24 protein-coding genes and 1 tRNA gene are annotated in these 24,071 nt (G+C 71.2%); 11 read left to right on the top strand and 14 right to left on the bottom strand.

From position 1 onward, the window contains the following. Nucleotides 1–3: 3 nt before the first annotated feature. The 3 genes from ACFV9O_RS07350 to ACFV9O_RS07340 form a co-directional block, all read right to left on the bottom strand. Nucleotides 4–840, bottom strand: coding sequence for a chaplin (locus ACFV9O_RS07350; RefSeq protein WP_385413483.1), 837 nt, complete (start codon nucleotides 838–840; stop codon nucleotides 4–6). Between the two features lie 136 nt (nucleotides 841–976). After that, entirely contained in the window at nucleotides 977–1,210 is a 234-nt protein-coding gene (gene chpH / locus ACFV9O_RS07345) for a chaplin ChpH (protein WP_385413480.1), read from the bottom strand. Between the two features lie 175 nt (nucleotides 1,211–1,385). Next, nucleotides 1,386–2,711, bottom strand: coding sequence for a M20/M25/M40 family metallo-hydrolase (locus ACFV9O_RS07340; protein ID WP_385413478.1), 1,326 nt, complete (start codon nucleotides 2,709–2,711; stop codon nucleotides 1,386–1,388). A 211-nt stretch (nucleotides 2,712–2,922) separates the two neighbouring features. Here ACFV9O_RS07340 and ACFV9O_RS07335 point away from each other — a divergent pair. Both ACFV9O_RS07335 and ACFV9O_RS07330 read left to right on the top strand, forming a co-directional pair. After that, nucleotides 2,923–3,010 (top strand) — tRNA-Leu (locus ACFV9O_RS07335). A gap of 68 nt (nucleotides 3,011–3,078) precedes the next feature. Continuing rightward, nucleotides 3,079–4,014, top strand: a complete 936-nt coding sequence (locus ACFV9O_RS07330) for a pseudouridine synthase (protein WP_385413476.1) — start codon at nucleotides 3,079–3,081, stop codon at nucleotides 4,012–4,014. Here the strand turns inward: ACFV9O_RS07330 and ACFV9O_RS07325 are convergent, their stop codons facing one another. From ACFV9O_RS07325 to ACFV9O_RS07315, 3 genes are all read right to left on the bottom strand, one after another. Next, complete coding sequence (locus ACFV9O_RS07325; protein WP_385413474.1) at nucleotides 4,015–5,130, bottom strand: S-(hydroxymethyl)mycothiol dehydrogenase; 1,116 nt, start codon at nucleotides 5,128–5,130, stop codon at nucleotides 4,015–4,017. It abuts the gene before it with no gap. 151 nt (nucleotides 5,131–5,281) lie between these two features. Then, a complete protein-coding gene (locus ACFV9O_RS07320) occupies nucleotides 5,282–6,745 on the bottom strand; it encodes an amino acid permease (RefSeq protein ID WP_385413472.1) in 1,464 nt (487 codons plus the stop codon). A gap of 265 nt (nucleotides 6,746–7,010) precedes the next feature. Beyond that, on the bottom strand, nucleotides 7,011–7,712 hold the full coding sequence (locus ACFV9O_RS07315; RefSeq protein WP_385413470.1) for a FadR/GntR family transcriptional regulator: 702 nt from the start codon (nucleotides 7,710–7,712) through the stop codon (nucleotides 7,011–7,013). 160 nt (nucleotides 7,713–7,872) lie between these two features. Here ACFV9O_RS07315 and ACFV9O_RS07310 point away from each other — a divergent pair, with 160 nt between their 5' ends. Then, on the top strand, nucleotides 7,873–8,382 hold the full coding sequence (locus ACFV9O_RS07310) for a gluconokinase (protein WP_385413469.1): 510 nt from the start codon (nucleotides 7,873–7,875) through the stop codon (nucleotides 8,380–8,382). Between the two features lie 9 nt (nucleotides 8,383–8,391). Further along, nucleotides 8,392–9,789 (top strand): GntP family permease, encoded by a 1,398-nt coding sequence (locus ACFV9O_RS07305; protein WP_385413466.1) that lies wholly within the window; start codon nucleotides 8,392–8,394, stop codon nucleotides 9,787–9,789. Between the two features lie 3 nt (nucleotides 9,790–9,792). On the opposite strand, the gene ACFV9O_RS07300 is transcribed toward ACFV9O_RS07305, so the two are convergent. The 5 genes from ACFV9O_RS07300 to ACFV9O_RS07280 all read right to left on the bottom strand — a co-directional run bounded on the left by ACFV9O_RS07300 (nucleotide 9,793) and on the right by ACFV9O_RS07280 (nucleotide 15,657). Then, complete coding sequence (locus ACFV9O_RS07300) at nucleotides 9,793–10,458, bottom strand: cytochrome b/b6 domain-containing protein (protein ID WP_385413464.1); 666 nt, start codon at nucleotides 10,456–10,458, stop codon at nucleotides 9,793–9,795. Further along, on the bottom strand, nucleotides 10,400–11,137 hold the full coding sequence (locus ACFV9O_RS07295) for a molybdopterin-dependent oxidoreductase (RefSeq protein WP_385413462.1): 738 nt from the start codon (nucleotides 11,135–11,137) through the stop codon (nucleotides 10,400–10,402). Before ACFV9O_RS07295 ends, ACFV9O_RS07300 begins: the two co-directional genes overlap by 59 nt. A 74-nt stretch (nucleotides 11,138–11,211) precedes the next feature. Further along, a complete protein-coding gene (locus ACFV9O_RS07290) occupies nucleotides 11,212–12,813 on the bottom strand; it encodes an APC family permease (protein ID WP_385413460.1) in 1,602 nt (533 codons plus the stop codon). Between the two features lie 21 nt (nucleotides 12,814–12,834). After that, nucleotides 12,835–13,794 carry a hypothetical protein gene (locus tag ACFV9O_RS07285; RefSeq protein WP_385413457.1) on the bottom strand — a complete coding sequence of 320 codons (960 nt, stop codon included), beginning with the start codon at nucleotides 13,792–13,794 and terminating at the stop codon, nucleotides 12,835–12,837. Nucleotides 13,795–14,001: 207 nt separating this feature from the next. Then, complete coding sequence (locus tag ACFV9O_RS07280; protein WP_385413455.1) at nucleotides 14,002–15,657, bottom strand: FAD-binding dehydrogenase; 1,656 nt, start codon at nucleotides 15,655–15,657, stop codon at nucleotides 14,002–14,004. Between the two features lie 179 nt (nucleotides 15,658–15,836). On the opposite strand from ACFV9O_RS07280, the gene ACFV9O_RS07275 reads away from it, so the two are divergent. Beyond that, the gene (locus ACFV9O_RS07275; protein WP_385413452.1) at nucleotides 15,837–16,406 is read left to right on the top strand and encodes an NUDIX hydrolase; all 570 of its coding nucleotides are present in this window, start codon (nucleotides 15,837–15,839) and stop codon (nucleotides 16,404–16,406) included. On the opposite strand, the gene ACFV9O_RS07270 is transcribed toward ACFV9O_RS07275, so the two are convergent. Further along, entirely contained in the window at nucleotides 16,376–16,705 is a 330-nt protein-coding gene (locus tag ACFV9O_RS07270) for a hypothetical protein (RefSeq protein ID WP_385413450.1), read from the bottom strand. The genes ACFV9O_RS07275 and ACFV9O_RS07270 overlap by 31 nt on opposite strands. Before the next feature lie 52 nt (nucleotides 16,706–16,757). Between ACFV9O_RS07270 and ACFV9O_RS07265 the strand changes: the two genes are divergently transcribed. Both ACFV9O_RS07265 and ACFV9O_RS07260 read left to right on the top strand, forming a co-directional pair. Further along, a complete protein-coding gene (locus ACFV9O_RS07265) occupies nucleotides 16,758–17,147 on the top strand; it encodes a YidH family protein (protein WP_385413447.1) in 390 nt (129 codons plus the stop codon). After that, a complete protein-coding gene (locus ACFV9O_RS07260; RefSeq protein WP_385413445.1) occupies nucleotides 17,144–17,464 on the top strand; it encodes a DUF202 domain-containing protein in 321 nt (106 codons plus the stop codon). Before ACFV9O_RS07265 ends, ACFV9O_RS07260 begins: the two co-directional genes overlap by 4 nt. Nucleotides 17,465–17,524: 60 nt before the next feature. On the opposite strand, the gene ACFV9O_RS07255 is transcribed toward ACFV9O_RS07260, so the two are convergent. Further along, nucleotides 17,525–18,460 (bottom strand): NADP-dependent oxidoreductase, encoded by a 936-nt coding sequence (locus tag ACFV9O_RS07255; protein ID WP_385413443.1) that lies wholly within the window; start codon nucleotides 18,458–18,460, stop codon nucleotides 17,525–17,527. A gap of 231 nt (nucleotides 18,461–18,691) precedes the next feature. Between ACFV9O_RS07255 and ACFV9O_RS07250 the strand changes: the two genes are divergently transcribed. Both ACFV9O_RS07250 and ACFV9O_RS07245 read left to right on the top strand, forming a co-directional pair. After that, nucleotides 18,692–18,988: a hypothetical protein gene (locus tag ACFV9O_RS07250; protein ID WP_385413645.1), complete on the top strand. Its 297-nt coding sequence runs from the start codon at nucleotides 18,692–18,694 to the stop codon at nucleotides 18,986–18,988. A gap of 73 nt (nucleotides 18,989–19,061) precedes the next feature. Beyond that, nucleotides 19,062–19,973: an MBL fold metallo-hydrolase gene (locus tag ACFV9O_RS07245; protein WP_385413441.1), complete on the top strand. Its 912-nt coding sequence runs from the start codon at nucleotides 19,062–19,064 to the stop codon at nucleotides 19,971–19,973. A 400-nt stretch (nucleotides 19,974–20,373) separates the two neighbouring features. Here ACFV9O_RS07245 and ACFV9O_RS07240 read toward each other — a convergent pair whose 3' ends face one another. After that, nucleotides 20,374–21,663 (bottom strand): glucarate dehydratase family protein, encoded by a 1,290-nt coding sequence (locus ACFV9O_RS07240; protein WP_385413439.1) that lies wholly within the window; start codon nucleotides 21,661–21,663, stop codon nucleotides 20,374–20,376. 134 nt (nucleotides 21,664–21,797) lie between these two features. Between ACFV9O_RS07240 and ACFV9O_RS07235 the strand changes: the two genes are divergently transcribed. Together ACFV9O_RS07235 and ACFV9O_RS07230 are read left to right on the top strand one after the other, a co-directional pair. After that, nucleotides 21,798–22,820 (top strand): phosphotransferase family protein, encoded by a 1,023-nt coding sequence (locus ACFV9O_RS07235; RefSeq protein WP_385413437.1) that lies wholly within the window; start codon nucleotides 21,798–21,800, stop codon nucleotides 22,818–22,820. Between the two features lie 8 nt (nucleotides 22,821–22,828). Further along, nucleotides 22,829–24,052 carry an acyl-CoA dehydrogenase family protein gene (locus ACFV9O_RS07230; RefSeq protein WP_385413435.1) on the top strand — a complete coding sequence of 408 codons (1,224 nt, stop codon included), beginning with the start codon at nucleotides 22,829–22,831 and terminating at the stop codon, nucleotides 24,050–24,052. Nucleotides 24,053–24,071: the final 19 nt, after the last annotated feature.

Here is a 24,071-nt window from a genome sequence, read left to right as displayed (position 1 = left end):
CAATCACGCAGAGGCGCGGGCCCTTCGGTAGAGGACCGCACCGCCGAGCAGCAGGCCGGCACCCGCGGGGATCAGGAGTCCGAGCGGACCGGCACCGGTCTGCGCGAGCTCGTCCGTGCCCTTGGGCGGGGTGACGGTGTTGGTGTCCGGGGTGTTCGGGACCGACGGCTCGATCGGCGTCCCCGGCTCACCAGGAGTACCGGGCTCACCAGGTTCCCCAGGCTCACCAGGTTCTCCCGGCTCCCCGGGCTCCCCGGGCTCTCCCGGCTCACCAGGTTCCCCCGGCTCCCCGGGCTCCCCGGGCTCTCCCGGCTCACCAGGTTCCCCCGGCTCCCCGGGCTCCCCGGGCTCTCCCGGCTCTCCCGGCTCACCCGGCTCACCAGGTTCCCCCGGCTCCCCGGGGTTGTCCCCGCCCGGCCCGTTGGCGCAGTCGTTGTCGAACGCGCCGTTGCCCAGGCCGCCGATCGTCACACTGTTCCCGCACGCGTTCACGGGTACGTCGACGGGCACCTGGACCGTGTTGCCGGAGCCGATCCCGGGGGACTTCGTCGTACCGCCGTCGGCGTGGGCGCCGCCGCCGTGGTTCGACGGAGACGTGTTCGCGCAACTGTTTCCGAACACGGGGTTCAGCACCCCGACGACGTTCACGGTGTTGCCGCAGACATTGACCGGGACATGAACCGGAACCTGGACCGTGTTCCCGGAGAGCACACCCGGGGAATTCGAGGCGCCACCGTGGGCGTCCGCGCCCCCGTGCGCATGGGCGTAGCCGCCGCCGAGGGCGAGCATGCCGCCCGCGGCCGCCACGGTGATCAGGCCTTTTCGCGTGACCTGTCGCATAGCTGGTTCCCTGCCTTCTGACTTCCGGAAATGCCCCCGGGCGCCGTCGCCCGGGAGCGGAATGTCGGCGGCCCCGGAGTGCATGGCGCGCACTCCGGGGCCGCCGGCTCAGCCCCTCATGGGTTGAGGCACAACGTCACGCGTTCTGGCAGTAGTTGCCGAAGGCGGGGTTCAGCAGGCCGATCACGGAGACCGTGTTGCCGCAGACGTTCACCGGAACGTGGATGGGCGCCTGGACGACGTTGCCCGAGAGCACACCAGGGGAGTGCACGGCGGCACCCTGCGCACCCGAGTCGGCGACGGCCATCCCCGCACCCGCGAGAACCAGACCACCGGTGGCAGCCGCAGCAGCGACGACCTTCTTGATCATTATTCCTCCTAGTAGGCAATGCGATCCCAGCCGCGGACCGCACACCCTGTAACGAGGAGGGAGTAATGGAGCTACTAGCTTATGGTCCCATTCACTCTTTTCAGTCAAATACGCACGCGCGGGCGATTACTGGAGTTTCGTTTCAGCAGGTCGGGCGATTCGGCGGACAGCAGGTTCAGCTCGCGTCAAGGAAACGGTCCAGCACCCGCACACCGAACTTCAGACCGTCCACCGGAACCCGCTCGTCGACCCCGTGGAACATTCCGGCGAAGTCCAGCTCCGGCGGCAGCTGCAGCGGCGCGAAGCCGAAGCAGCGGATGCCGAGGTCGTCGAAGGACTTGGCGTCTGTGCCGCCGGAGAGCATGTACGGGACGGCCCGCGCGATCGGGTCCTCGGCCCTCAGCGCCGACTGCATCGCGTCCACGAGATCGCCGTCGAAGCTGGTTTCCAGCGCCTTGTCGCCGTGCACGTCCTCGCGCTTCACCCGCGGGCCGAGGATCCGGTCGAGATCGGCCAGGAACTCCTCCTCGTACCCCGGCAGGAAGCGGCCGTCGACGTGGGCGGTGGCCTGTCCCGGGATCACGTTCACCTTGTAGCCCGCGCCGAGCATCGTGGGCGCCGCCGAGTTCCGCAGCGTCGCCCCGACCATCTTGGCGATGCCGCCGAGCTTGGCGAGCGTCGCCTCCATGTCCTCCGGGTCGAGCGGGGTGCCGAGCGCGTCGGACAGCTCGTCCAGGAAGGACCGTACGGTCTTGGTCACCCGCACCGGCCAGGTGTGCCGCCCGAGCCGGCCGACGGCCTCGCAGAGCTCGGTGATCGCGTTGTCGTTGTTGGTCATGGAGCCGTGCCCGGCGGTGCCCTCGACCGTGAGCCGCATCCAGTGCATGCCCTTCTGGGCCGTCTCGACCAGGTAGAGCCGCAGATTCTCGTTCACGGTGAAGGAGAAGCCGCCGACCTCGCCGATCGCCTCCGTGACGCCCTCGAAGAGGTCCGGGTGCTTGTCGACGAGATACCGGGCACCGTACGTGCCGCCCGCCTCCTCGTCCGCGAGGAAGGCCAGGACGACGTCGCGCGGGGGCTTGCGGCCGCTGCGCAGCCGGTCCCGTACGACCGCGAGGGTCATGGCGTCCATGTCCTTCATGTCCACGGCCCCGCGGCCCCAGACGCAGCCGTCGGCGACCTCCCCGGAGAACGGGTGGTGCGTCCAGTCGTCGGCATTGGCCGGGACGACGTCGGTGTGGCCATGGATGAGCAGCGCCGGCCGGGACGGGTCCTCGCCCTCGATCCGCGCCACGGTGGAGGCCCTGCCCTTGTGGGACTCGATGATCCTCGGCTCCAGGCCGACCTCGGCGAGCTTCTCCGCCACGTACTCGGCGGCCGCCCGCTCCCCCGGCCCCGAGTGGTCGCCGTAGTTGCTGGTGTCGATCCTGATCAGATCGCGGCAGAGATCGACGACCTCGTCCTCGCCGGAGATCGTCCGGCCGGTGTCCGACTGGCTCACGCTGTTTCCTCCCACTGGCGCTCTGGTGGTCCCTGACATCCTCCCGCGCCCGCTGCCCGCACCCCAAGGGCGCCCGCGCGTCACCTTCCACCCGTCACCGTCACCCGTCGGACCGGGAACGGGCCGGGGACGGGGGCGTGATCGAGCACCGCCGAATGTTTGCTATGGTTTTCCACGTCGGAACGGCCCAGGGCCGGAAGACAGACACCTTGTCCGGGTGGCGGAATGGCAGACGCGCTAGCTTGAGGTGCTAGTGCCCTTTATCGGGCGTGGGGGTTCAAGTCCCCCCTCGGACACCACCAGAGAACCCCAGCTGAGCTGGGGTTTTTTGCTTTGCCGGAGTGTGCGGGAACGAGGTGCGGGAGCCGTGGGACGACGCAGGGGACGGGCGGCGCCCGTGGCGCCGCTGCCGCAGCGTGACGGCATCGATCCCGTACGCGTACGACTGCCCGCCGATCCGGACGGGTCCTGGCGGACCGTACGGGACCACCTCCTCGAGCGGTTCGGCGAGGCGGTCGGGGCGGAGCGGTTGGAGGCGATGCTGCGGGACGGCCGCTTCGTCGGGACGGACGGGCCCGTCGCCGCGGACGAGCCGTACGCACCGGGGCGGCATCTCTGGTTCCACCGCGACTTCGCGGCCGAGGAGCGCGTGCCGTTCGACGTGGGGATCGTGTACCGGGACGAGCGCCTGGTGGTCGCCGACAAGCCGCACTTCCTCGCCACGACGCCCCGCGGCAGGCACATCACCGAAACCGCACTGGCCCGGCTGCGCCGCGAGCTGGCGCTCCCTGAGCTGCAGCCCGCACACCGGCTCGACCGGCTGACCGCCGGGCTCGTCCTGTTCGTGGTCCGGCCCGAGGACCGTGGCGCGTATCAGACCCTGTTCCGGGACCGGCGGGTCCGCAAGGAGTACGAGGCGGTGGCGCCGTACGACCCGGAGGTCGCGCTCCCCGTCACCGTGCGGAGCCGGATCGAGAAGGAGCGCGGGGTGCTCGCGGCCCGGGACGTACCGGGTGAGCCGAACAGCGAGAGCCGGATAGAGCTGCTGGACCACCGCGTGGGACGGGCCCTGGGCCGGTACCGGCTGCTGCCGGCCACCGGCCGTACCCATCAGCTTCGGGTGCACATGAACAGCCTCGGGCTGCCGATCCTCCACGACCCGGTGTACCCCGTGGTCCGCGAGGACGGTCCCGAGGACCACGCACGGCCGCTGCAGCTGCTCGCGCGGGCGCTGGAGTTCACCGATCCGCTCACCGGCCGGGAGTGCCGCTTCGAGAGCCGGCTGCGGCTCTCGGCCTGGTGATCAGAACACCACCACCGAACGCAGCACGTCGCCCTCGTGCATCCGCGCGAAGGCCTTCTCGATGTCGCCGAGGCCGATGGTCTCCGTGACGAAGGCGCCGAGGTCGATGCGGCCCTGCTGGTGGAGGTCGATGAGCATGGGGAAGTCGCGCGACGGCAGGCAGTCGCCGTACCAGGACGACTTGAGCGCTCCGCCGCGCCCGAAGACGTCGAGGAGAGGCAGTTCGAGCGTCATCTCGGGGGTCGGGACGCCGACGAGCACGACGGTGCCGGCCAGGTCGCGGGCGTAGAAGGCCTGCTTGTACGTCTCCGGGCGGCCGACGGCCTCGATGACGACGTCCGCGCCGAAGCCGCCGGTGAGGTCGCGGATGGCCTCGACGGGGTCGGTCGTGCGGGAGTTCACGGTGTGCGTCGCGCCCATGGCGCGGGCGGTCTCCAGCTTGCGGTCGTCGATGTCGACGGCGATGATCCGGGCTGCTCCGGCGAGCCGGGAGCCGACGATCGCCGCGTCGCCGACGCCGCCGCAGCCGATGACCGCGACGGAGTCGCCGCGGCCGACGTTCCCGGTGTTCATCGCGGCGCCGAGACCCGCCATGACCCCGCAGCCCAGCAGGCCGGCCACGGCCGGGGAGACGGCCGGGTCGACCTTGGTGCACTGGCCGGCGGCCACCAGGGTCTTCTCGGCGAAGGCGCCGATGCCGAGCGCGGGCGACAGCTCCGTACCTCCCCCTGAGCCTCCGGCCAGGGAGGTACCCCCACTCAACGTCATCTTCTGCCGGGCGTTGTGGGTGTCGAAGCAGTACCAGGGCCTGCCGCGCAGACAGGCCCGGCAGCGGCCGCAGACGGCGCGCCAGTTGAGGACGACGAAGTCGCCGGGGGCGACATCGGTGACGTCGGGGCCGGTCGCCTCCACGATGCCCGCGGCCTCGTGGCCCAGGAGGAAGGGGAAGTCGTCGCTGATTCCGCCCTGCTTGTAGTGGAGGTCGGTGTGGCAGACCCCGCAGGCCTGGATCCTGACCACCGCCTCGCCGGGTCCGGGATCGGGGACGGTGATCTCCACGACCTGGACGGGCTCGTTCCTGCCGGGGGCGATGATCCCCTGGACCTGCTGCGCCATCGCAGTTCTCCCCTTCGTCGGGACAGGTGCGTACGTACCGCGGGTGCTCGGCACGTGTACGGCACCACGATGCCCGGACCGCGGCGAATGGGCGAGGCCCCCCGCCGGATGTTCGCCGGCGGGGGGCCTCGTCGTACTGCGGGAGCGGACGTCAGGCGTCCTGGCGCTCCGCGGCGAGGGTGTTGACCCGCTTGCGGACCACGTACCAGCCACCGACCAGGGCGAGCGCGATCAGCGGCAGGCAGTTCACGGTGGTGCGGCCGATGCCGCCGTCCATCCACATCAGGACCAGGACGGAGGCCAGGAAGACCAGCGTGACGATCTGGTTGTACGGAGCCCACGGCAGCTGGTAGCCCGGGCGGGTGACCCGGCCGTCCTTGGAGCGGTGCCAGAAGAGCAGCGAGCAGACCATGATCATGCCCCAGGTGCCGATGATGCCGACGGAGGCGAAGTTCAGCACCAGCTCGAAGGCGTCACCCGGCATGACGTAGTTCAGGAGGACGCCGACGACGCCGAAGCCCGCGGTGAGCAGGATGCCGCCGTAGGGCACGCCGCCCTTGTTCATCACGCCGGTGAACTTGGGCGCGGAGCCCGACATCGACATGGAGCGCAGGATGCGGCCGGTGGAGTACAGGCCGGAGTTCAGGCTGGAGAGGGCGGCGGTGAGCACGACCAGGTTCATGACGCCGGCCGCGCCCGGGATGCCGAGCTTGTCGAAGAGCGTGACGAAGGGGCTCTCGTCGCCGGAGTAGGCGGTGTACGGCAGCAGCAGGGCGAGCAGCACCACGGAGCCGACGTAGAAGAGGCCGACGCGCCACATGATCGAGTTGATCGCCTTCGGCATGATCTTCTCGGGGTTCTCGGTCTCACCGGCGGCGACGCCGCAGAGCTCGACGGAGGCGTAGGCGAAAACAACACCCTGGATCAGCAGCAGCATCGGCATGACACCCATGGGGAAGATGCCGCCGTTGTCGGTGATCGTGGACAGGCCCGGGGTGTGGCCGCCGACCTCGTGCTGGGTGACGACGAGGTAGATGCCCACGAGCATGAAGATCACCAGTGCGGCGACCTTGATGATCGCGAACCAGAACTCCATCTCACCGAAGTACTTCACCGAGATGAGGTTGGCCGTGAGGACCACGGCGAGCGCGATGAGGGCGAGCACCCACTGCGGGACGTCGCTGAACATGGCCCAGAAGTGCGCGTAGGTCGCGGCCGCCGTGATGTCGGCGATGGCGGTCGTCGACCAGTTCAGGAAGTACAGCCAGCCGGCCGTGTAGGCGCCCTTCTCGCCCATGAACTCACGGGCGTACGAGACGAAGGCACCGGAGGAGGGCCGGTAGAGCACCAGCTCGCCGAGCGCGCGCACGACGAAGAAGGCGAAGACACCACAGACCGCGTACGCGATGAAGAGCGAGGGACCGGCGTTGGCCATGCGGCCGCCGGCTCCGAGGAAGAGGCCCGTACCGATGGCGCCGCCGATGGCGATCATGTTGATGTGCCGCGACTTGAGGTCCTTGCGGTACCCGGCGTCACCGGCGTCCACGTGGGGGGTGCCCGTGGCCGGAGATCCGGCGACAGACGTATCGGCCGCAGTGAGGATGCGGTCGCTCATAGAGTTCGTTCGCCTTCGTGAGGGGGTGTGCGGTAGCCGGCGGGATGCCGGCGGCCTTCCCGTGATGAGGAAGGTGGTCACCACGGCTCGGCCTCGGGACGCAGAGCGCCCCGAACGCTCATAGTCACGGCAACCCTGGGATTTTGGCAGTGGCCAACCTCACTCAGGCATAAATCTGAGGTATTTCAGAGGTTGCGACAAGATGAAGCAAGGACGCCATGTCCGCGGGGTTGCTCAGGGTCACCGGAGTTCGCCCCGGGGCGGCTCATGGTGCGAGGACGTCGAGCTCCTGCAGGGCGCCCACGGCGATCTCCCTCGTCAGCCGCTCGGCCCGGTCGGCGTCGCCTTCGCGAACGGCTTCGGCGACCTGGACATGGAGGGTGACGGCGGCCGGGTCGGGGTCCTCGAACATCACCTGGTGGTGCGTGCGGCCGGTGAGCACCTCGGCGACGACGTCGCCGAGCCGGGCGAACATCTCGTTGCCGGAGGCATTGAGCACGATCCGGTGGAAGGCGATGTCGTGCTTCAGATAGCCCTCCAGCTGCTGGCCGCGGGAGGTGGCGACCATGCCGAGGGCGCACTCGGTGAGCGCGGCGCACTGCTCGGGGGTCGCGTTGCGGGCGGCGAGTCCGGCGGCCACCGGCTCGATCGCGGAGCGCAGCACGGTCAGCGAACGCAGCTGGCGGGGGCGGTCGGCGCCGGCCAGCCGCCAGCGGATGACGCGCGGGTCGTAGACGTTCCACTCCGCGGTGGGACGCACGGTCACACCGACGCGGCGCCGGGACTCGACGAGGTGCATCGACTCCAGGACGCGGACGACCTCGCGGACGACGGTGCGCGAGACGTCGAAGCGCTCGGCCAGCTCGTCGGTGCGCAGGACGCTGCCCGGCGGGCATTCGCCCGCGGTGATGGCCAGGCCGAGGCTGTCGAGGACGTGTGTGTGCAGCCCGTGGCCCTCTGTGCTCATGGAGCAAGGGTACGGGGCACGGATCAGGAACAAAAAGTATGACGTTTATGTCTCAGCCTCTTGAATACGTCGTACCTAATGCGTTTCAGTAGCGCGACGGCACGACGTCGGACCGATGTCGAGGACGTCGACCGATGTCGAAGAGGACAGCGAGGCACCAATGAGCACCCCCCACGTGGTTGTCGTGATGGGCGTGGCAGGGACCGGCAAGACCACGATCGGCCCCCTGCTCGCGGACGCACTGGGCGTCCCGTACGCCGAGGGCGACGACTTCCATCCCGCGGACAACATCGCCAAGATGACCGCCGGTGTCCCGCTGGACGACGCGGACCGTGAGCCCTGGCTCGACGCGATCGGGCGGTGGGCGCACGGCCGGGCGGGGCTCGGCGGTGTGGTCTCCAGCTCCGCGCTCAAGCGGATCTACCGGGACCGTCTGCGGGCGGCCGCCCCGGATGCCGTCTTCCTCCACCTGACCGGCGACCGTGCACTGATCGAGCAGCGGATGGCCGAGCGCAAGGGGCACTTCATGCCCACCGCGCTGCTCGACTCGCAGTTCGCCACCCTGCAGTCGCTGCAGGAGGACGAGCCGGGCGTCGCCGTCGACGTCACCGGCTCCCCCGAAGAAATCACCGAGCGGGCCGTCGCCGCACTGCGCCGGTTCGAAAACTAAGGAATCACCGTGACCAGTCTCAGCGTCGAGATGCTGGCAGCGGACGCCACCGAACCGATCACCTCGGCAGGCAACGCACAGCTTGGCATCGCCGTCCTCGCGGGCATCGCCGTCATCGTCGTGCTCATCACCAAGTTCAAGCTCCACGCCTTTCTCTCACTGACGATCGGCTCGCTCGCGCTCGGTGCCTTCGCCGGAGCCCCGCTGGACAAGACCATCGAGTCCTTCACGAAGGGCCTCGGCACCACCGTCGCGGGCGTCGGCGTGCTCATCGCACTCGGCGCGATCCTCGGCAAGCTGCTCGCCGACTCCGGCGGTGCGGACCAGATCGTCGACACGATCCTCGCGAAGGCGAGCGGGCGGTCCATGCCCTGGGCGATGGTGCTCATCGCGTCGATCATCGGCCTGCCCCTCTTCTTCGAGGTCGGCATCGTCCTGCTGATCCCGGTCGTGCTGATGGTCGCCAAGCGGGGCAACTACTCGCTGATGCGCATCGGCATCCCGGCCCTCGCCGGCCTGTCCGTGATGCACGGCCTGATCCCGCCGCACCCCGGCCCGCTCGTCGCGATCGACGCCATCGGCGCCAACCTGGGCGTCACGCTGGCCCTCGGCCTCGTCGTCGCCATACCCACGGTGATCATCGCCGGCCCGGTCTTCTCCAGGTACGCCGCCCGCTGGGTCGACATCCCGGCGCCGGACGGAATGGTCCCCGAGCGCTCCCCCGAGGAGCTGGAGAAGCGGCCGAGCTTCGGCGCCACCGTCGCCACGGTGCTGCTGCCGGTCGTCCTGATGATGGGCAAGGCGCTCGTCGACATCGTCATCGACGACCCGGAGAACCACGTCCAGCGCGTCGCCGACGTCATCGGCTCGCCGCTGATCGCCCTGCTCGCCGCCGTGATCGTCGGTATGTTCACGCTGGGCCGCGCCGCCGGCTTCAGCAAGGGCCGGATCGCCTCGACCGTCGAGAAGTCCCTCGCCCCGATCGCGGGCGTGCTGCTGATCGTCGGCGCGGGCGGCGGTTTCAAGACGACGCTGATCGACATCGGCGTCGGCCAGATGATCCTGGACTTCTCCAAGAACTGGGCCATCCCGACCCTGCTGCTGGCCTGGCTGATCGCGGTGGCGATCCGGCTGGCGACCGGCTCGGCGACCGTGGCCACGATCTCCGCGGCCGGTCTGGTCGCCCCGCTCGCCGCCGGCATGGGCACGGCCGAGGCCGCGCTGCTGGTGCTGGCCATCGGCGCCGGTTCGCTCTTCTTCAGCCACGTCAACGACGCGGGGTTCTGGCTGGTGAAGGAGTACTTCGGGATGAACGTCGGTCAGACGATCAAGACCTGGTCGGTGATGGAGACCATCATCTCGGTGGTCGGCATCGGCTTCGTCCTGCTGCTCTCCCTGGTGCTGTAGCGGTCAGTCCTTGTCAGGGTCCCAGAGCGGGTGTTCCCGCCGGGCCCACGGGCGCTCGACCGACCCGGTGCGCATGCCACGGCGTGCCTCCGGGTCGGCGAGCGCCATTCCCATGTGGCCGACGATCACGAGGCCGATGGTGAGCGCCAGCCAGTCGTGCACGAAGGTCGCGCTCGTACGCCACACCAGCGGGGCGAGATGCGTGAACCACATCAGCAGCCCCGTGCCGAGCATCACCAGCACCGCGCCCGCGATCCACGCCGCGTAGATCTTCTGTCCGGCGTTGAACTTGCCCGCCGGGCGCGACGACGGCCGGTGGTCCCGGCGCCGTACCGCCCGCAGCCACTGCCGGTCGTGCGGCCCGAAGCGGTTGAGCCGCCGCAGGTCCGCCCGGAAGGCGCGCGAGGCCAGGCCCAGCAGGAACGGCACGGGCAGCAGCAGCCCCGACCACTCGTGCACGGTGACGACGAGAAGGCGGCGGCCGACGAGTTCGGCGAGTTCGGGTACGTAGAGGGCGGCGGCGGTCGCGACGCAGAGCAGCATCAGGCCGGCGGTGGTGCGGTGGATCCAGCGCTCGGCGCGGCTGAACCTGCGTACCCGGACCGGCCGTTCAGACGGTGGGGGCGTCGTCGCGGCCGTTGGACCGGCCGACCCAGGCGTCGACGTCATAGCCTCGCTCCTCCCAGTACCCGGGCTGCACTTCGGACGTCAGGGAGATCCCGGAGAGCCATTTCGCGGACTTGTAGAAGTACATGGGCGCGACGTAGAGGCGCACCGGGCCGCCGTGCGCGTGGCTGAGCGGCTCGTCCTGCATGCGCAGGCAGACCAGGACGTCGGAGCGGCGGGCCTGGTCGAGCGTGAGGCTCTCGCTGTAGGTCCCGTCGAAGCAGGTGAAGCGGACGGCGCGGGCCTCCGGGCGCACCCCTGCCGCGTCCAGCAGGACCGACAGCTTCACACCCTCGAAGGGGGTGTCGGGGACGCGCCAGCCGGTGACGCACTGGACGTCGCGCACGACGCGGGTCTGCGGGAGGGCCCGCAGCGCGTCCAGGGTGTACGACGCAGGCCGCTCGACCAGTCCGCCGACGGTGAGGCGGTAGTTCGTGGCGGTCCTGTGCGGTACGGACGCGGCGACCGAGTAGTACCGGAAGCCGCCTCCGTTGGGGAGCAGCCCGGTGAGCTTGGTGGGGTCCTTGTCGGCGACCGAGCCGAGGAAGGCTTCGAAGCCGCGCTGGAGATAGGGGGCGGTGGCCACTCCGGCGGCGCCGAGGCCGAGCACGGAGAGTACGACGCGCCGCCCGACGGGGGCGCCTTCCGCGTCCGGAGACGGGGGTGGGGTCGGGTCCTTCACATGACGATTCGAACACCCGCGGCCGCCGGATTCCAGTGGCCGCGGGTGTTCGTCAGACTTCCGTCAGACTTCTGTCATCCCTGCGTGCCGTCGGCCGGGTCCGCCGACCCAGCGGACCCGACGGGCCCGGCGGACTCGGCGGCCCGCTCGAGCTGGAACGCCTCGTTGCCCAGGCCGATGCGGGCGTGCACCTCCGGGCGTGCGGACCTGAGCACCGCTCCGTACACCAGCCCGCCGACCAGCGTGACGCCGATGACGACCGGCAGGATCCAGTTGAGCGCGGAGCCGGGTCCCGCGCCGATCAGGACGTCGAAGTCCTTGACCGTGTAGACGGCGATCGCGACGAGGGCGAGGCCGGCGAGGGCGGAGGCGACGAGCCGCCAGGCCTGGGCACCGGCCGCGCCGCGGCGTACGAAGAAGGCGATCACGGCGAAGGAGGCGGCGGCCATCAGCAGGATGACGCCGAGCGCTCCGACGTTGCCCATCCAGGTGAAGAGACGCAGCACGGGGGTGGTGGGGTCGCCCGCCGGCAGGTCGTCGGTGACCGCGAAGGCCACGATGACCAGGACGGAGAGGGCGGACTGGAGCACGGAACCGGTGGCGGGGGCGCCGCTGGACTTGTTCGTACGGCCGAAGGCGGCCGGCAGCAGCCCCTCGCGGCCCATGGCGAACGCGTACCTGGCGACCACGTTGTGGAAGCTGAGCAGCGCCGCGAACATGCCGGTGACGAAGAGGACGTGCAGGACGTCCGTGAAGGTGGCGCCGAGCCGGGACTCGGTGAGCGAGAAGAGCAGTCCCGGTCCCTGCTCGGCCGCCTGGCCGGCGATGGTGCCGGGTCCGGCGGCGACGGTCAGCGCCCAGGCGCTGAGTGCGAGGAACACCGCCGCGTACCCGACGGCGAGGAACATCACGCGGGAGACGACGACGTGGGGGCGGCTGGTCTCCTCCGCGTAGACCGGGGACTGCTCGAAGCCGACGAACGCGGCGATGCAGAAGCAGAGGGCGGTGCCGAGACCGGCGCCGGTGAGCGTGTCCGGGTTGAAGGCGCTGAGCGACAGGCCCTCGCGGCCGGGTTCGGCGACGGCGGCGACGTCGAAGATGACGACGAGCGTGCACTCGATGACGAGGAGGGCGCCGAGCACCTTGGCGTTGAGGTCGATCTTCAGCCAGCCCAGTACGGCGACGATCGCGGCGGCGGCGAGGGCGGGCACCCACCAGGCGACGGTCACGTGGAGATAGGTGGCGCACAGGCCGGAGAGCTCGAAGCCCAGGATGCCGTAGATGCCGACCTGCATCGCGCTGTACGCGACGAGGGCGACGAACGAGGCCCCGGCTCCCGCGGTCGGGCCGAGGCCGCGGGCTATGTACGCGTAGAAGGCCCCGGCGTTGTGGACGTGGCGGCTCATCTCGGCGTAGCCGACGCTGAACAGCATCAGGACGACACCGAGGATGACGTAGAGCAGGGGCTGGCCCACGATGCCCATGGCACCGAAAACGGTGGGCATGACTCCGGCGACGACCATCAGCGGGGCGCTGGCGGCCAGCACGGACAGGAGCAGGCCGGCGGTGCCCAGGCGGTCCGCGCGCAGGGCGCGTTCCAGTCCCTTGTAGGTGCTGATCTCGCTCTCGGTGGTAGCGGTTCTCGTGGCGCTCGTGGTCGAACTGCCCGGCGACATGACGGGGGGTGTCCTCTCGGATCAGACGGTGCCGAGCGCGGCGCTGCGCGCGGCATGGAACGCGTCGTGCGGGTCCCGGTCCGGGTACGACCAGGGGGCTGGTGCGGCGTGCGCGCCGATGCGGTGGAAGAGTGCGGCGGCCTCGGCGGGCCTGCCCTCGTGGTACTTCGCGTGGGCGAGGAAGTTGAGGTCGACGCGGTTGCGGGGGTGGTCCTCGCGCTCCCACTCCAGCCACCAGTCGAAGGCGGCCTTCATGACCTGGCGGGCGCGGCGCCCGGTCCAGTGTCCGGAGGCGAGCGGGTCGGGGGGCTCGCTCCCGGCGGCCGCCAGCACCCGGTAGCGCTCGGCGTGGGCGACGACGGGCAGGACGGCGAGGGGTGAGTCGGCGGGGGCCTGTTCGGCCGCCCAGGCGGCGAAGTCGTACACCTCGTGCAGCGGGTCCTGCCCGGCGCCCGGGTGGCGCTCGGCGAGTCTGGCGGCCATCAGATGGTGGGCATGGTGGTGCTCGGGGTGCCGGAAGCGCACCTCGTCGAAGAGCCGGGCGACCTCCTCCTCGGTGCCGAGGCTGCGGGCGAGGATCAGCAGCGCGAGCCATGGAGTCGGGTCCTCCGGGGCGAGCTCCGCGGCGGCCCTGCATGCCGAACGGGCGTCCTCCGGGCGCTCCTTGCCGCGCAGCGCGCCGTAGACGTATGCGCAGGCGAGAAGCGTGGTGGCGTCGGGGCTGCCGGGGTCGGCGAGCAACCAGTCGCGGGCCCAGGCGGCGGTCGACGGGGGTTCGCCGAGCACGACGAGCCGGTGCCCGCGGCGGTCCCAGTCGTCCGCCGTGGCGGCGAGCATCGACCGCACCGCGGTCCATCTGCCCTGTGCCAACTGGGTGCGTACGGAGATGAGTTCGGCGTCGTCGAGCGCCGGGTCGAAAGCCTGCCCGGAGCGCGCGGCACGGCGCCTGCCGCGGCCGAGCGGGGGCGGAGGTGGGGGCATCCGCGAGGCTTCCTTACTACTGCGGTGTGAGCGCGGGATGTGAGCGAACGATCGCGCACAGCAAAGCGGTAGGGAAGGCTCCGAGTCAAGAGCGGTTTTGTGAGTCAACTCCCGTGACCGGGACGGCTGATGGGGTGGACGGGCGGGGCGGTCCGCGTGCCCGTCCTCGAACGCCGGACGGGCTCGGCATGTGCCGCGCCGCGTGGGTCAGGAGACCGCCTTGGCCGCCGCCCGGCCCGCCGCACGGCCGGAGAAGATGCAGCCGCCGAGGAAGGTGCCTTCGAGCGAGCGGTAGCCGTGGACACCGCCGCCGCCGAAGCCGGCCGCCTCGCCCGCCGCGTACATCCCGGGCAGCGGCTCGCCGTCCGCCGCGAGCACGCGCGACGACAGGTCCGTCTCCAGGCCGCCGAGCGACTTCCGGGTCAGGATGTTGAGCCGCACGGCAATGAGCGGACCGGCCTTGGGGTCGAGGATCCGGTGCGGGGACGCCGTGCGGATCAGCTTGTCGCCGAGGTACTTCCGGGCGCCGCGGATCGCCGTGACCTGGAGGTCCTTGGTGAAGGGGTTCGCGATCTCCCGGTCGCGCGCGGTGATTTCGCGGCGCAGCGCGTCCTCGTCGATGAGCGGTTCCTTGGTGAGCGCGTTCATGCCGCGCACGAGCGCGCCGAGGTCCTTCTCGACGACGAAGTCCACGCCGTTGTCCATGAAGGCCTTCACCGGGCCCGGCACGTCGGCCCGGGCCCGCCCGATGACGTCCCGCACCGACTTGCCGGTCAGGTCCGGGTTCTGCTCGGAGCCGGAGAGCGCGAACTCCTTGCCGATGATGCGCTGGTCGAGCACGAACCAGGTGTAGTCGTAGCCGGACTTCATGATGTGCTCGAGTGTCCCGAGCGTGTCGAAGCCGGGGAACAGCGGCACCGGCAGGCGCCGCCCGCGCGCGTCGAGCCAGAGCGAGGACGGCCCGGGCAGGATCCGGATGCCGTGCCGGGCCCAGATGGGGTTCCAGTTCTCGATGCCCTCGGTGTAGTGCCACATGCGGTCGCGGTTGATGTGGTGCGCACCGGCCGCCTCCGCGATGCCGAGCATCAGCCCGTCGACGTGTGCGGGAACGCCGGAGAGCATCTTCTCGGGCGGCGTGCCGAGCCGCTCCGGCCACTGGGAGCGTACGAGGTCGTGGTTGCCGCCGATGCCGCCGGAGGTGACGACCACCGCCTGGGCGCGGAGCTCGAAGGAGCCGGTGACCTCCCGGCTGCTGGCCTTCCCGCGCTCGACCCCGGACGGCTCCAGGACTTCTCCGGTCACGGTGTCCACGGCTCCGGCGGTGCGCCCGAGGCCGGTCACCCGGTGCCGGAAGCGCAGGTCGACGAGGCCGCGCGCGACGCCCTCCCTGACGCGCCGTTCGAACGGCGCGACGATCCCGGGGCCGGTCCCCCATGTGATGTGGAAGCGCGGCACCGAGTTGCCGTGCCCGTTCGCGTCGTACCCGCCGCGCTCGGCCCAGCCGACGACGGGGAAGAAACGGACGCCCTGCGCGTGCAGCCAGGACCGCTTCTCACCGGCGGCGAAGTCGACGTACGCCTCGGCCCAGCGGCGCGGCCAGTGGTCCTCGTCGCGGTCGAAGCCGGCCGTGCCGAGCCAGTCCTGGAGGGCCAGCTCACGGCTGTCCTTGATGCGCATACGGCGCTGCTCGGGCGAGTCGACGAAGAAGAGGCCGCCGAACGACCAGTGGGCCTGTCCGCCGATCGACTGCTCGGGCTCCTGGTCGAGCAGGATCACGCGGCGGCCCGCGTCGACGAGTTCGGCGGTGGCCACGAGCCCGGCGAGCCCTGCTCCGATCACGATGACATCAGCGTCGTACGCCATGGGTGGTGTCCCTCTCGGAGCGGCGGGCCGGTTCGGCGGCTCGGTGGCTTCGGTGCCTCGGTGGTCCTCAGTGGCTCCGATCTTCTGTACGCGGCAGTAACACGTCAACCGTTCGGACGGACCGGCCGGCGAAGAGCCGCGGGCGCCCGGCCCCTGGGGACCGGTGATTTCATGGCCGTATGAGTGCCGTTCCGAGCCCCGATCCGAGCCCCGCTGACGAGATCCTCGACATCGTCGACGAGAACGACGAGGTCATCGGGCAGGCCGCACGCGGTGAGGCGTACGCGCGCGGCCTGCGCCACCGCTGCGTGTTCATCCAGGCCCGCGACGCCGGGGGCCGGATCTTCGTCCATCGCCGCACACCGACGAAGCTGGTCTTCCCCTCCCTGTACGACATGTTCGTCGGCGGGGTCGTCGGCGCGGGCGAGTCGTACGACGACGCCGCGCTGCGCGAGGCCGAGGAGGAGCTGGGCGTGTCCGGACTCCCCCGGCCCGTCCCCCTCTTCAAGTTCCTCTACGACGCCCCGGCGACGGATCCGGGACAGATCTGGCAGACCTGGTGGTCGGCCGTGTACGAGGTCCGCTGCGACCTGCCGGTCCACCCGCAGGCCGAGGAGGTCGCCTGGCACGCGTTCGTGCCCGAGGAGGAGCTGGAGGCGCGTCTCGGCGAGTGGGAGTGGGTCCCGGACGGCCTCGCCGCGTACGAACGCCTCCGCGCCTACCGGGCGTCCTCGGCCCCGGCCGACTGAGCCCGCCCGGCGAGGGCGTCGGCGAGCGCCTGGGCCTGGGCGTCGGTGATGCCCGGGGCGAGCGGGATCGTACGGGGGCTGAAGCCGTCCGTGCACACGGCGATCGGGCTCGCGTCCGTGCGGACCCGGCGCGGGCCGTCCGCCAGATTGGTGCTTTCGCAGCACCTCGGCCGGTCCGGCGCGGTGGCCGCCGATGTCCGCAGATGGGCGAGCCGGAACGCCGGGTCGGCGGCGAGCTCCTCTCCCGCGGTCAGCTCGGCCTCTTCCAGGTGTCCGGGGACACGCACCTCGTCGCTCATGCCGGGAAAGCTGTCCGCCGGTGCCGACAGCGCCGCAGGTAGGGTGCGACGCGTGAGCGATTTCGTACAGAACCTGCGGCTCTGGTTCGCCCCGCAGCGGATCCGGGAGGAGGGCGAGACCCCCGACTACCGCTTCTCGCTCGCCAACGAGCGCACCTTCCTGGCCTGGCTCCGTACCGCGCTCGCGCTGATCGCCGGCGGCTTCGCCGTCGACCAGTTCCTCCCCGATCTGCGCTGGGGCGTCCGCGTGGGCCTGTCGCTCGCGCTGATCGGGACCGGCGTGCTCTGTGCCCTGCGGGCCGTCAACCACTGGGTGCGGTGCGAGCGGGCGATGCGGCGCGGTGAGGATCTGCCCGTGTCGCGCTTCCCGACGATGCTGGCGCTGGTCGTCGGCGCCGTGTCGGTCGCCATGGTGGTGGTCGTGGCCTGGGGCCGCGGATGAGCACCGCGGAGCCCCGCGATCCCGGACTGCAGCCGGAACGGACCCGGCTGGCGTGGCGGCGTACGACGCTGTCGTTCACGGTGGTCGCGGTGCTGGCGGCGCGGCAGGTCGTGCACCACGAGGACGTCAGCGCGGGCGATGTGGTCGCCCTGGCGCTGAGCGCGCTGGTATGGCTGGGGTTTCTGTCCGTGGCGCACCGGCGCATCGGCGCGATGGCTGCCGAGCGGCCGCCCGGCGCGATGCCGCTCGGTCAGGCAATCGCCGCAACGTTGTGTGCTCTCGCGCTCGCCGCGTTCGCCGTCGCGATCGTGTGGTGACGTGCGCGGTGCCTCGTGGGCCGGCCCGCGGGGTGGCGTGCGGGTGGCAGGGGCAGGTGCTCAGCTCTCCCAGTCGACGGTGACGACGATCTTTCCGCGGGTGTGGCCCTCCTGGCTGAGCCGATGGGCCTCCGCGGTCTTCTCGAGCGGGAAGCTGCGGGCCACGTGGACCTCGAGGACCTCCTCCTCGGCGAGCTCGCTCAGCCGGTAGAGATCGGCGGTGTTGGGCCGTACGAAGACGTAGCGCCCGCCGAACGTGGTGACCGCCGGGTCGGCGATGGAGGCCAGCCGGCCTCCCGAGGCCAGCAGCTCGGGCGAGAGCGCGAGCGTGTCGCCGCCGACCGTGTCGAAGATCGCCTGGACACCGTCGGGCGCGAGGGCCCGTACCCGCTCGGCAAGCCCCTCACCGTACGTCACCGGCTCCACGCCGAGATCGCGCAGGTGCTCGTGCGACGGTTCGCTCGCGGTGCCGATCACGCGGGCGCCGAAGTGGTGGGCGAGCTGTACGGCCATGGACCCGACCCCGCCGGCCGCGGCGTGCACCAGGATCGTGTCGCCCTGCCCGACGCCCAGCGCCTGCGTGAGCACCTGGTACGCCGTGAGGCCGGCCAGCGGGATTCCCGCGGCCTCCTCGAAGCTCAGGTTGCGGGGCTTGCGGGCGAGCGTACGGACCGGGGCCGCGACGTACTCCGCAAACGTGCCACGGGACAGGAAGTCCTCGCGGACGTAGCCCATGACCTCGTCCCCGACGGCGAACTCGGGCACCGACAGCCCCGGCTGGACGACGACCCCGGACACGTCCCAGCCGGGGATCACGGGAAAGACGGTGTCGACGAGCCCGTCCATGTGGCCCTCGCGGCACTTCCAGTCGACCGGGTTGACGGCCGCCGCCCGCACCTTGACCAGGACGTGGTCGGGGCCGACCTTCGGCTCCGGGAGCTCGCCGTACTCCAGGACCTCGGGACCGCCGTAGCGGCGGTAGCTGATCGCCTTCATGTTCCGACCCTCCGGCGCGCCCGGGGCTCGCGCAAGCCGGAAGGGCCGCCCCGGGGGACGCGGACGTCCGCCGCCGGCCGGAGGACGGCGGGGGGACCTTTGCCGTGGCACGCCGGTGAAACACTGAAGAAACGGTCATTCCGGACTAGCGTGAGCGAGGCCGGAGCCACTCCGGACTTCGTGAACACCCTGGACATCCTGAACACCCCGGACACCTCGAAGGCGAGCGACATGACCGTTCTCCACCACGAGCACCCCACCCACGAGCACACCCACGGTCCGGCCTGCGGGCACACCGAGATCGTGCACGGCGACCACATCGACTACGCGCACGACGGTCATCTGCACCGCTCGCACCAAGGCCACTGGGACGAGTGCGAGCCGAGCGGGCATGTCACCCACGGCGAGCACACCCACCAGCACGGCGAGGGCTGCGGGCACACCGCGGTCCGCCACGGGGACCACGTCGACTACGTCCACGACGGCCACCGCCACGCACCCCACGACGGGCACTGGGACGACCACTGACCGCCCTTCCCCCGGGGGGCGGCCGACTGGCAGTCTGCCCCCGTCAGTCCGACCACTCTCCGGGGGGACCGCGGTGCCTGCCACCGATCCGTACACCGTCCAGCTCGCGCCGACCGTGCACGCGTACGTGCAGCCCGACGGCGGCTGGTGCCTGAACAACGCCGGATTCGTCAGTGACGGGGGGTCCACGCTCCTCGTCGACACCGCCGCCACCGAGCGGCGCGCCCGGCTGCTGCGCGAGGCGCTGCTCTCGACCGGCGCTCCGCTGCCACGGACGCTGGTCAACACGCACCACCACGGGGACCACACGTACGGCAACGCCGTCTTCGCGCCGGAGGCGACGGTGGTCGGCCACGAGGCGTGCCGCCAGGAGGTGCTGGCCGCCGGGCACCAGCTCCATCTGATCTGGCCGGGGACGGACTTCGGCGACATCACGATCACCGCGCCGGACATGACGTACAGCGAGCGCCTCACGCTCCGGGCCGGCGGGACGGAGGTCCGGCTGATCCACCCGGGTGTGGGGCACACGGTGGGCGACACGGTCGTGCATCTGCCGGAGCACGGGATCGTCTTCACCGGCGACCTGGTCTTCAACGGCGGTACGCCGTTCATCCCGATGGGCTCACTGGCCGGGTCGCTGCGCGCGCTGGACCTGCTGCGCTCGCTGGACGCCGGGACCGTCGTCCCGGGCCACGGCCCGGTCGGCGACCCGTCGGTGTACGACGCGACCGAGCGCTATCTGCGGTACGTCGCCGAACTCGCCGAGTCCGGGCACGGGAAGGGGTTGACGCCGCTTGAGACTGCCAGGCGGGCGGACCTCGGGGAGTTCGCCGCGCTGCGGGAGAGCGAGCGGCTGGTGGCCAACCTGCACCGCGCGTACGCCGAGCTGGAGGGGTGTGCGGGTGGCTCGCCGCTGGATCTGGTCACGGTCTTCGGGGACATGACGACGATGAACGGGGGCGTGCCGGTGGCGTGCCACGCGTGAGGCTTCCCCACCCGGCCCCTTCCCGAGCGGGGGCTCCGCCCCCAGGCCCCGTTTTCGGGGGCGTCGCCCCCGCCCCGCTCCCTGCTCCCTGGCGGGCGCAGGGGACCCGGTCTCACTGGGGCACGCCCCCAGGCCCCCTTCCGGGGCTCCGCCCCAGGACCCCGTTCCTGGGGACTGGATCCCCCTACGCCCCGCGTGCGTGGGGCCACCTCATGACTGGGGGGCTGCGTGGCGCCGCCTTCCGGGGCTCCGCCCCAGACCCCCGTTCCCGGGGGAAGCGCCCCGTGCCCCCTCGGTACCGGGCGCGCCCATCCAGCCCGGTCGGCCGCCCGCGCGGCGCCGTCCACCCCGTCGCCCCGCCCGGAGGGCGCGAACGGGGCCCGGGGGGCGAGGGCCGCCGTTACCAGCGGGGCACCGGCGGGGTGTGCCAGGACGGGTCGGAGACGCGCATCGCCGCCGCGTCGTCGCGTTCGCGCATCGTGCCGTCGTCCTCCAGCCAGCGCCGGTGCAGCGCGGCCAGCCGCTCGCGGTCGAGTTCGACGCCGAGGCCGGGCGCGTCGGAGACGCGAAGCCGCCCGCGCTCGAAGGTGTGGCGGGTGGTGATGACGTCCTCGGTCTGCCAGGGGTAGTGGCTGTCGCAGGCGTATCGCAGTCCCGGGACCGTCGCCGCGACATGCGTCATCGCGGCGAGGCTGATCCCCAGGTGCGTGTTGGAGTGCATCGAGAGGCCGGCCCCGTACGTCCGGCAGACCGCTGCCAGTTCACGGGTCCTGTGCAGTCCGCCCCAGTAGTGGTGGTCGGAGAGCACGATCTGCACGGCGTCGCGCGCGAAGGCCTCCGGGATCTCGGGGAACGTCGTCACGCACATGTTGGTCGCCAGCGGCACGTCCGTGCCCGCCGCGACCTCGGCCATGCGGTCGGTGCCGCTCGCCGGGTCCTCCAGGTATTCGAGGACGTCCTTGAGCTGTTCGGCGACGTACAGGGAAGTCTTCACGGACCAGGCGCCGTTGGGGTCGAGGCGCAGCGGCCGGCCGGGGAAGGCCTCGGCGAGGGCCCGGACCGCCGCGATCTCCTCGTCGGGCTCGAAGACGCCCCCCTTGAGCTTGAAGGAGGTGAAGCCGTGCTCGCGCTCGAAGCGCCGGGCCTGGGCGACGACACCCGCCGGGTCGAGGGCGGCGCCCCAGTCGTCCGTCTCCCCACCCTGCGGATGGGCGTCCCAGCGGTAGAAGAGATACGCGCTGTAGTCGACGGAGTCGCGGACCCTGCCGCCGAGGAGGGCGTGCACGGGCAGCCCGAGCGCCTTGCCGAGCGCGTCCAGGCAGGCGACCTCGAAGCCCGAGACGACCGAGAGCCGGAGCTTGTCGGCCGTCTGGACGCCACGCAGTCCGCCCGCGTCGACACGCTCGTCGGCGGCCCGTGAATCGCCGCACACCGTCTCCGCGATGCCGAAGAGCCCGTTCAGATCGGTGACCGGGTGACCGGGCAGCGCGTCGGCGAGCGGTCGGGCGAGGTCGAGGTACTTGCCGTCGCCGTAGGTTTCGCCCACGCCGGTGACTCCGCCCCGGGTGACGACTTCCACGATGAGGCGCGGGGTGTACGGCTGGTGGACGCCCTGGGTGTTGAGGAGCGGCGGATCGGCCATGAGGATCGGGGTGAGCCGGACCGTGTCGATGAGCAAGCCTGTATCCATACGTGAACCATATTCAGAGATGCGACCCGGCGGCCAGAGGGCGGAGGGGGCTTTCCGGCGACACCCTGGACGACATACCGACTGGTCGGTCATCATGGGCGGGAACTCACAGCCGCCCCACCGGAGGTGCCCCGATGAGCACAGTCCACCCGCCAGGCCTCGACCCCGAGCAGCTGCGCGGCTGCCTCGACCGCGAGCGGCCGGGCCTGGTGAGCGGACCGCTCAGCGCCCGGCTCATCCAGGGTGGCCGCTCGAACCTCACCTACGTCGTCAGCGACGGCACCGGCCGATGGGTGGTACGCCGGCCACCGCTCGGCCATGTGCTCGCCACCGCGCACGACATGAAGCGCGAGCACCGGGTCATCGACGCACTCCACCCCACGGCGGTGCCGGTGCCGAAGCCCCTGCTGCTGTGCGAGGACGAGTCCGTGCTCGGCGCGCCCTTCTACGTCATGGAGTTCGTCGAGGGCACCCCGTACCGCACGGCCGAACAGCTCGCCCCGCTCGGCCCCGAGCGCACCCGGCACGCCGTCCTCGGTCTCGTCGACACGCTCGTCGAACTGCACGCCGTGGACCCGGAGTCCGTGGGGCTCGGCGACTTCGGCCGGCCCGAGGGCTTCCTCGACCGGCAGCTGCGCCGCTGGGGCAAGCAGCTCGACGCCTCCCGCAATCGCGAGCTCGCGGGCATCGACGAGTTGCACGCCGCACTCGGCCGCGCGCTCCCGGCGTCACCGGCACCCGCCGTCATCCACGGCGACTACCGCCTCGACAACGTCCTGATCGGCGACGACGACCGGATCAAGGCGGTCCTCGACTGGGAGATGTCCACGCTCGGCGACCCGCTCACCGACCTCGGGCTGCTCGTGATGTACAGCCAGCGGCTGGAGGTCCCCGACTCCCCGGTCAGCACCACGGCGGGAGCCGCCGGCCACCCCGATCCCGCCGAGCTGATCGAGCGTTACGCCGCCCGCTCCGGCCGCGACACCTCCGCCATCGCCTGGTACACGGCGTTCGCCTGGTTCAAGCTCGCCGTGATCCTCGAGGGCATCCACTACCGCTACACGCTCGGCCAGACCGTCGGCGCCGGCTTCGACCGCATCGGCGAACTCGTCCCCGTCTTCATCGAGCACGGCCTCACCACCCTTCAGGAAGGCTGATCATCCCCATGGACTTCGCATTCGACGCACGCACCGAGGAGCTGCGGGACCGGCTCCTCGCCTTCATGGACGAGTACGTGTACCCGGCCGAGGCGGTCGCCCACGAGCAGCATGCCCGGCTCGCCTCCCCGTGGGACACCCCGGCGGTCATCGAGGACCTCAAGGCCGAGGCCCGCAGGCAGGGTCTGTGGAACCTCTTCCTCCCCGACGCCGAGCACGGGGCCGGGCTGACCAATCTCCAGTACGCGCCCCTCGCCGAGATCACCGGCCGCTCCCCGCACCTGGCGCCCACCGCGCTGAACTGCGCGGCGCCGGACACCGGCAACATGGAGGTGCTCGCCCTCTTCGGCTCCGACGAGCAGAAGAAGCAGTGGCTGGAGCCCCTGCTGGCCGGTGAGATCCGCTCGGCGTTCGCGATGACCGAGCCCGCGGTGGCCTCGTCGGACGCGACGAACATCGAGACGCGGATCGAGCGAGCCTCCGACGGGACGCCCGAGTACGTCATCAACGGCCGCAAGTGGTACATCTCCGGGGCGATGAACCCCAACTGCCGGATCTTCATCGTCATGGGCAAGACCGACCCCGACGGCCCGGACATCCGCCGCCAGCAGTCGATGATCCTCGTCCCGCGCGACACCCCCGGCCTCGAGATCCGCCGCGCGATGCAGGTGTACGGATACGAGGACCATCTGCACGGCGGCCACGCCGAGGTCGTCTTCGACAACGTGCGCGTGCCGGCGTCGAACCTGATCGGCGAGGAGGGCGGCGGCTTCGCGATCGCCCAGGCGCGCCTCGGCCCGGGCCGTATCCACCACTGCATGCGGCTGATCGGCATGGCCGAGCGGGCCATCGAGCTGATGTGCCGCCGGGCCGTTTCCCGTACCGCCTTCGGCAAGCCGATCGCCCAGCAGGGCGTGGTGCAGGCCTGGATCGCGGACGCCCGGGTCACGGTCGAGCAGCTGCGGCTGCTGGTGCTGAAGACCGCGTGGCTGATGGACACGGTCGGCAACCGCGGCGCCCACACCGAGATCCAGGCGATCAAGATCGCCACGCCGCGCGCGGTCGTGGACATCCTCGACAAGGCGGTCCAGGTGCACGGCGCCGGCGGCGTCAGCCAGGACTTCCCGCTGGCCGAACTGTGGGCGGCGGCGCGGACGCTGAAGCTGGCGGACGGACCGGACGAGGTGCACCAGCGGTCGCTCGCGCGTCAGGAACTAAAGCAGTACCTGTAGCCGCGGCCGGGGGTGTCCT

It is taken from the genome of Streptomyces sp. NPDC059909 (assembly GCF_042730885.1).
In the GTDB taxonomy this organism is placed as follows: Bacteria; Actinomycetota; Actinomycetes; order Streptomycetales; family Streptomycetaceae; genus Streptomyces.
This window is presented reverse-complemented; position numbering and strand designations above follow the sequence as displayed.

Coding starts and splice junctions, on each gene's coding strand:
- ACFV9O_RS07350 (WP_385413483.1), bottom strand. CDS start 840: ATGCGACAGGTCACGCGAAAAGGCCTGATCACCGTGGCGGCCGCGGGC.
- chpH (WP_385413480.1), bottom strand. CDS start 1,210: ATGATCAAGAAGGTCGTCGCTGCTGCGGCTGCCACCGGTGGTCTGGTT.
- ACFV9O_RS07325 (WP_385413474.1), bottom strand. CDS start 5,130: ATGGCGCAGCAGGTCCAGGGGATCATCGCCCCCGGCAGGAACGAGCCC.
- ACFV9O_RS07320 (WP_385413472.1), bottom strand. CDS start 6,745: ATGAGCGACCGCATCCTCACTGCGGCCGATACGTCTGTCGCCGGATCT.
- ACFV9O_RS07315 (WP_385413470.1), bottom strand. CDS start 7,712: ATGAGCACAGAGGGCCACGGGCTGCACACACACGTCCTCGACAGCCTC.
- ACFV9O_RS07310 (WP_385413469.1), top strand. CDS start 7,873: ATGAGCACCCCCCACGTGGTTGTCGTGATGGGCGTGGCAGGGACCGGC.
- ACFV9O_RS07300 (WP_385413464.1), bottom strand. CDS start 10,458: ATGACGTCGACGCCTGGGTCGGCCGGTCCAACGGCCGCGACGACGCCC.
- ACFV9O_RS07290 (WP_385413460.1), bottom strand. CDS start 12,813: ATGTCGCCGGGCAGTTCGACCACGAGCGCCACGAGAACCGCTACCACC.
- ACFV9O_RS07285 (WP_385413457.1), bottom strand. CDS start 13,794: ATGCCCCCACCTCCGCCCCCGCTCGGCCGCGGCAGGCGCCGTGCCGCG.
- ACFV9O_RS07280 (WP_385413455.1), bottom strand. CDS start 15,657: ATGGCGTACGACGCTGATGTCATCGTGATCGGAGCAGGGCTCGCCGGG.
- ACFV9O_RS07275 (WP_385413452.1), top strand. CDS start 15,837: ATGAGTGCCGTTCCGAGCCCCGATCCGAGCCCCGCTGACGAGATCCTC.
- ACFV9O_RS07270 (WP_385413450.1), bottom strand. CDS start 16,705: ATGAGCGACGAGGTGCGTGTCCCCGGACACCTGGAAGAGGCCGAGCTG.
- ACFV9O_RS07260 (WP_385413445.1), top strand. CDS start 17,144: ATGAGCACCGCGGAGCCCCGCGATCCCGGACTGCAGCCGGAACGGACC.
- ACFV9O_RS07255 (WP_385413443.1), bottom strand. CDS start 18,460: ATGAAGGCGATCAGCTACCGCCGCTACGGCGGTCCCGAGGTCCTGGAG.
- ACFV9O_RS07250 (WP_385413645.1), top strand. CDS start 18,692: ATGACCGTTCTCCACCACGAGCACCCCACCCACGAGCACACCCACGGT.
- ACFV9O_RS07240 (WP_385413439.1), bottom strand. CDS start 21,663: ATGGATACAGGCTTGCTCATCGACACGGTCCGGCTCACCCCGATCCTC.
- ACFV9O_RS07235 (WP_385413437.1), top strand. CDS start 21,798: ATGAGCACAGTCCACCCGCCAGGCCTCGACCCCGAGCAGCTGCGCGGC.
- ACFV9O_RS07230 (WP_385413435.1), top strand. CDS start 22,829: ATGGACTTCGCATTCGACGCACGCACCGAGGAGCTGCGGGACCGGCTC.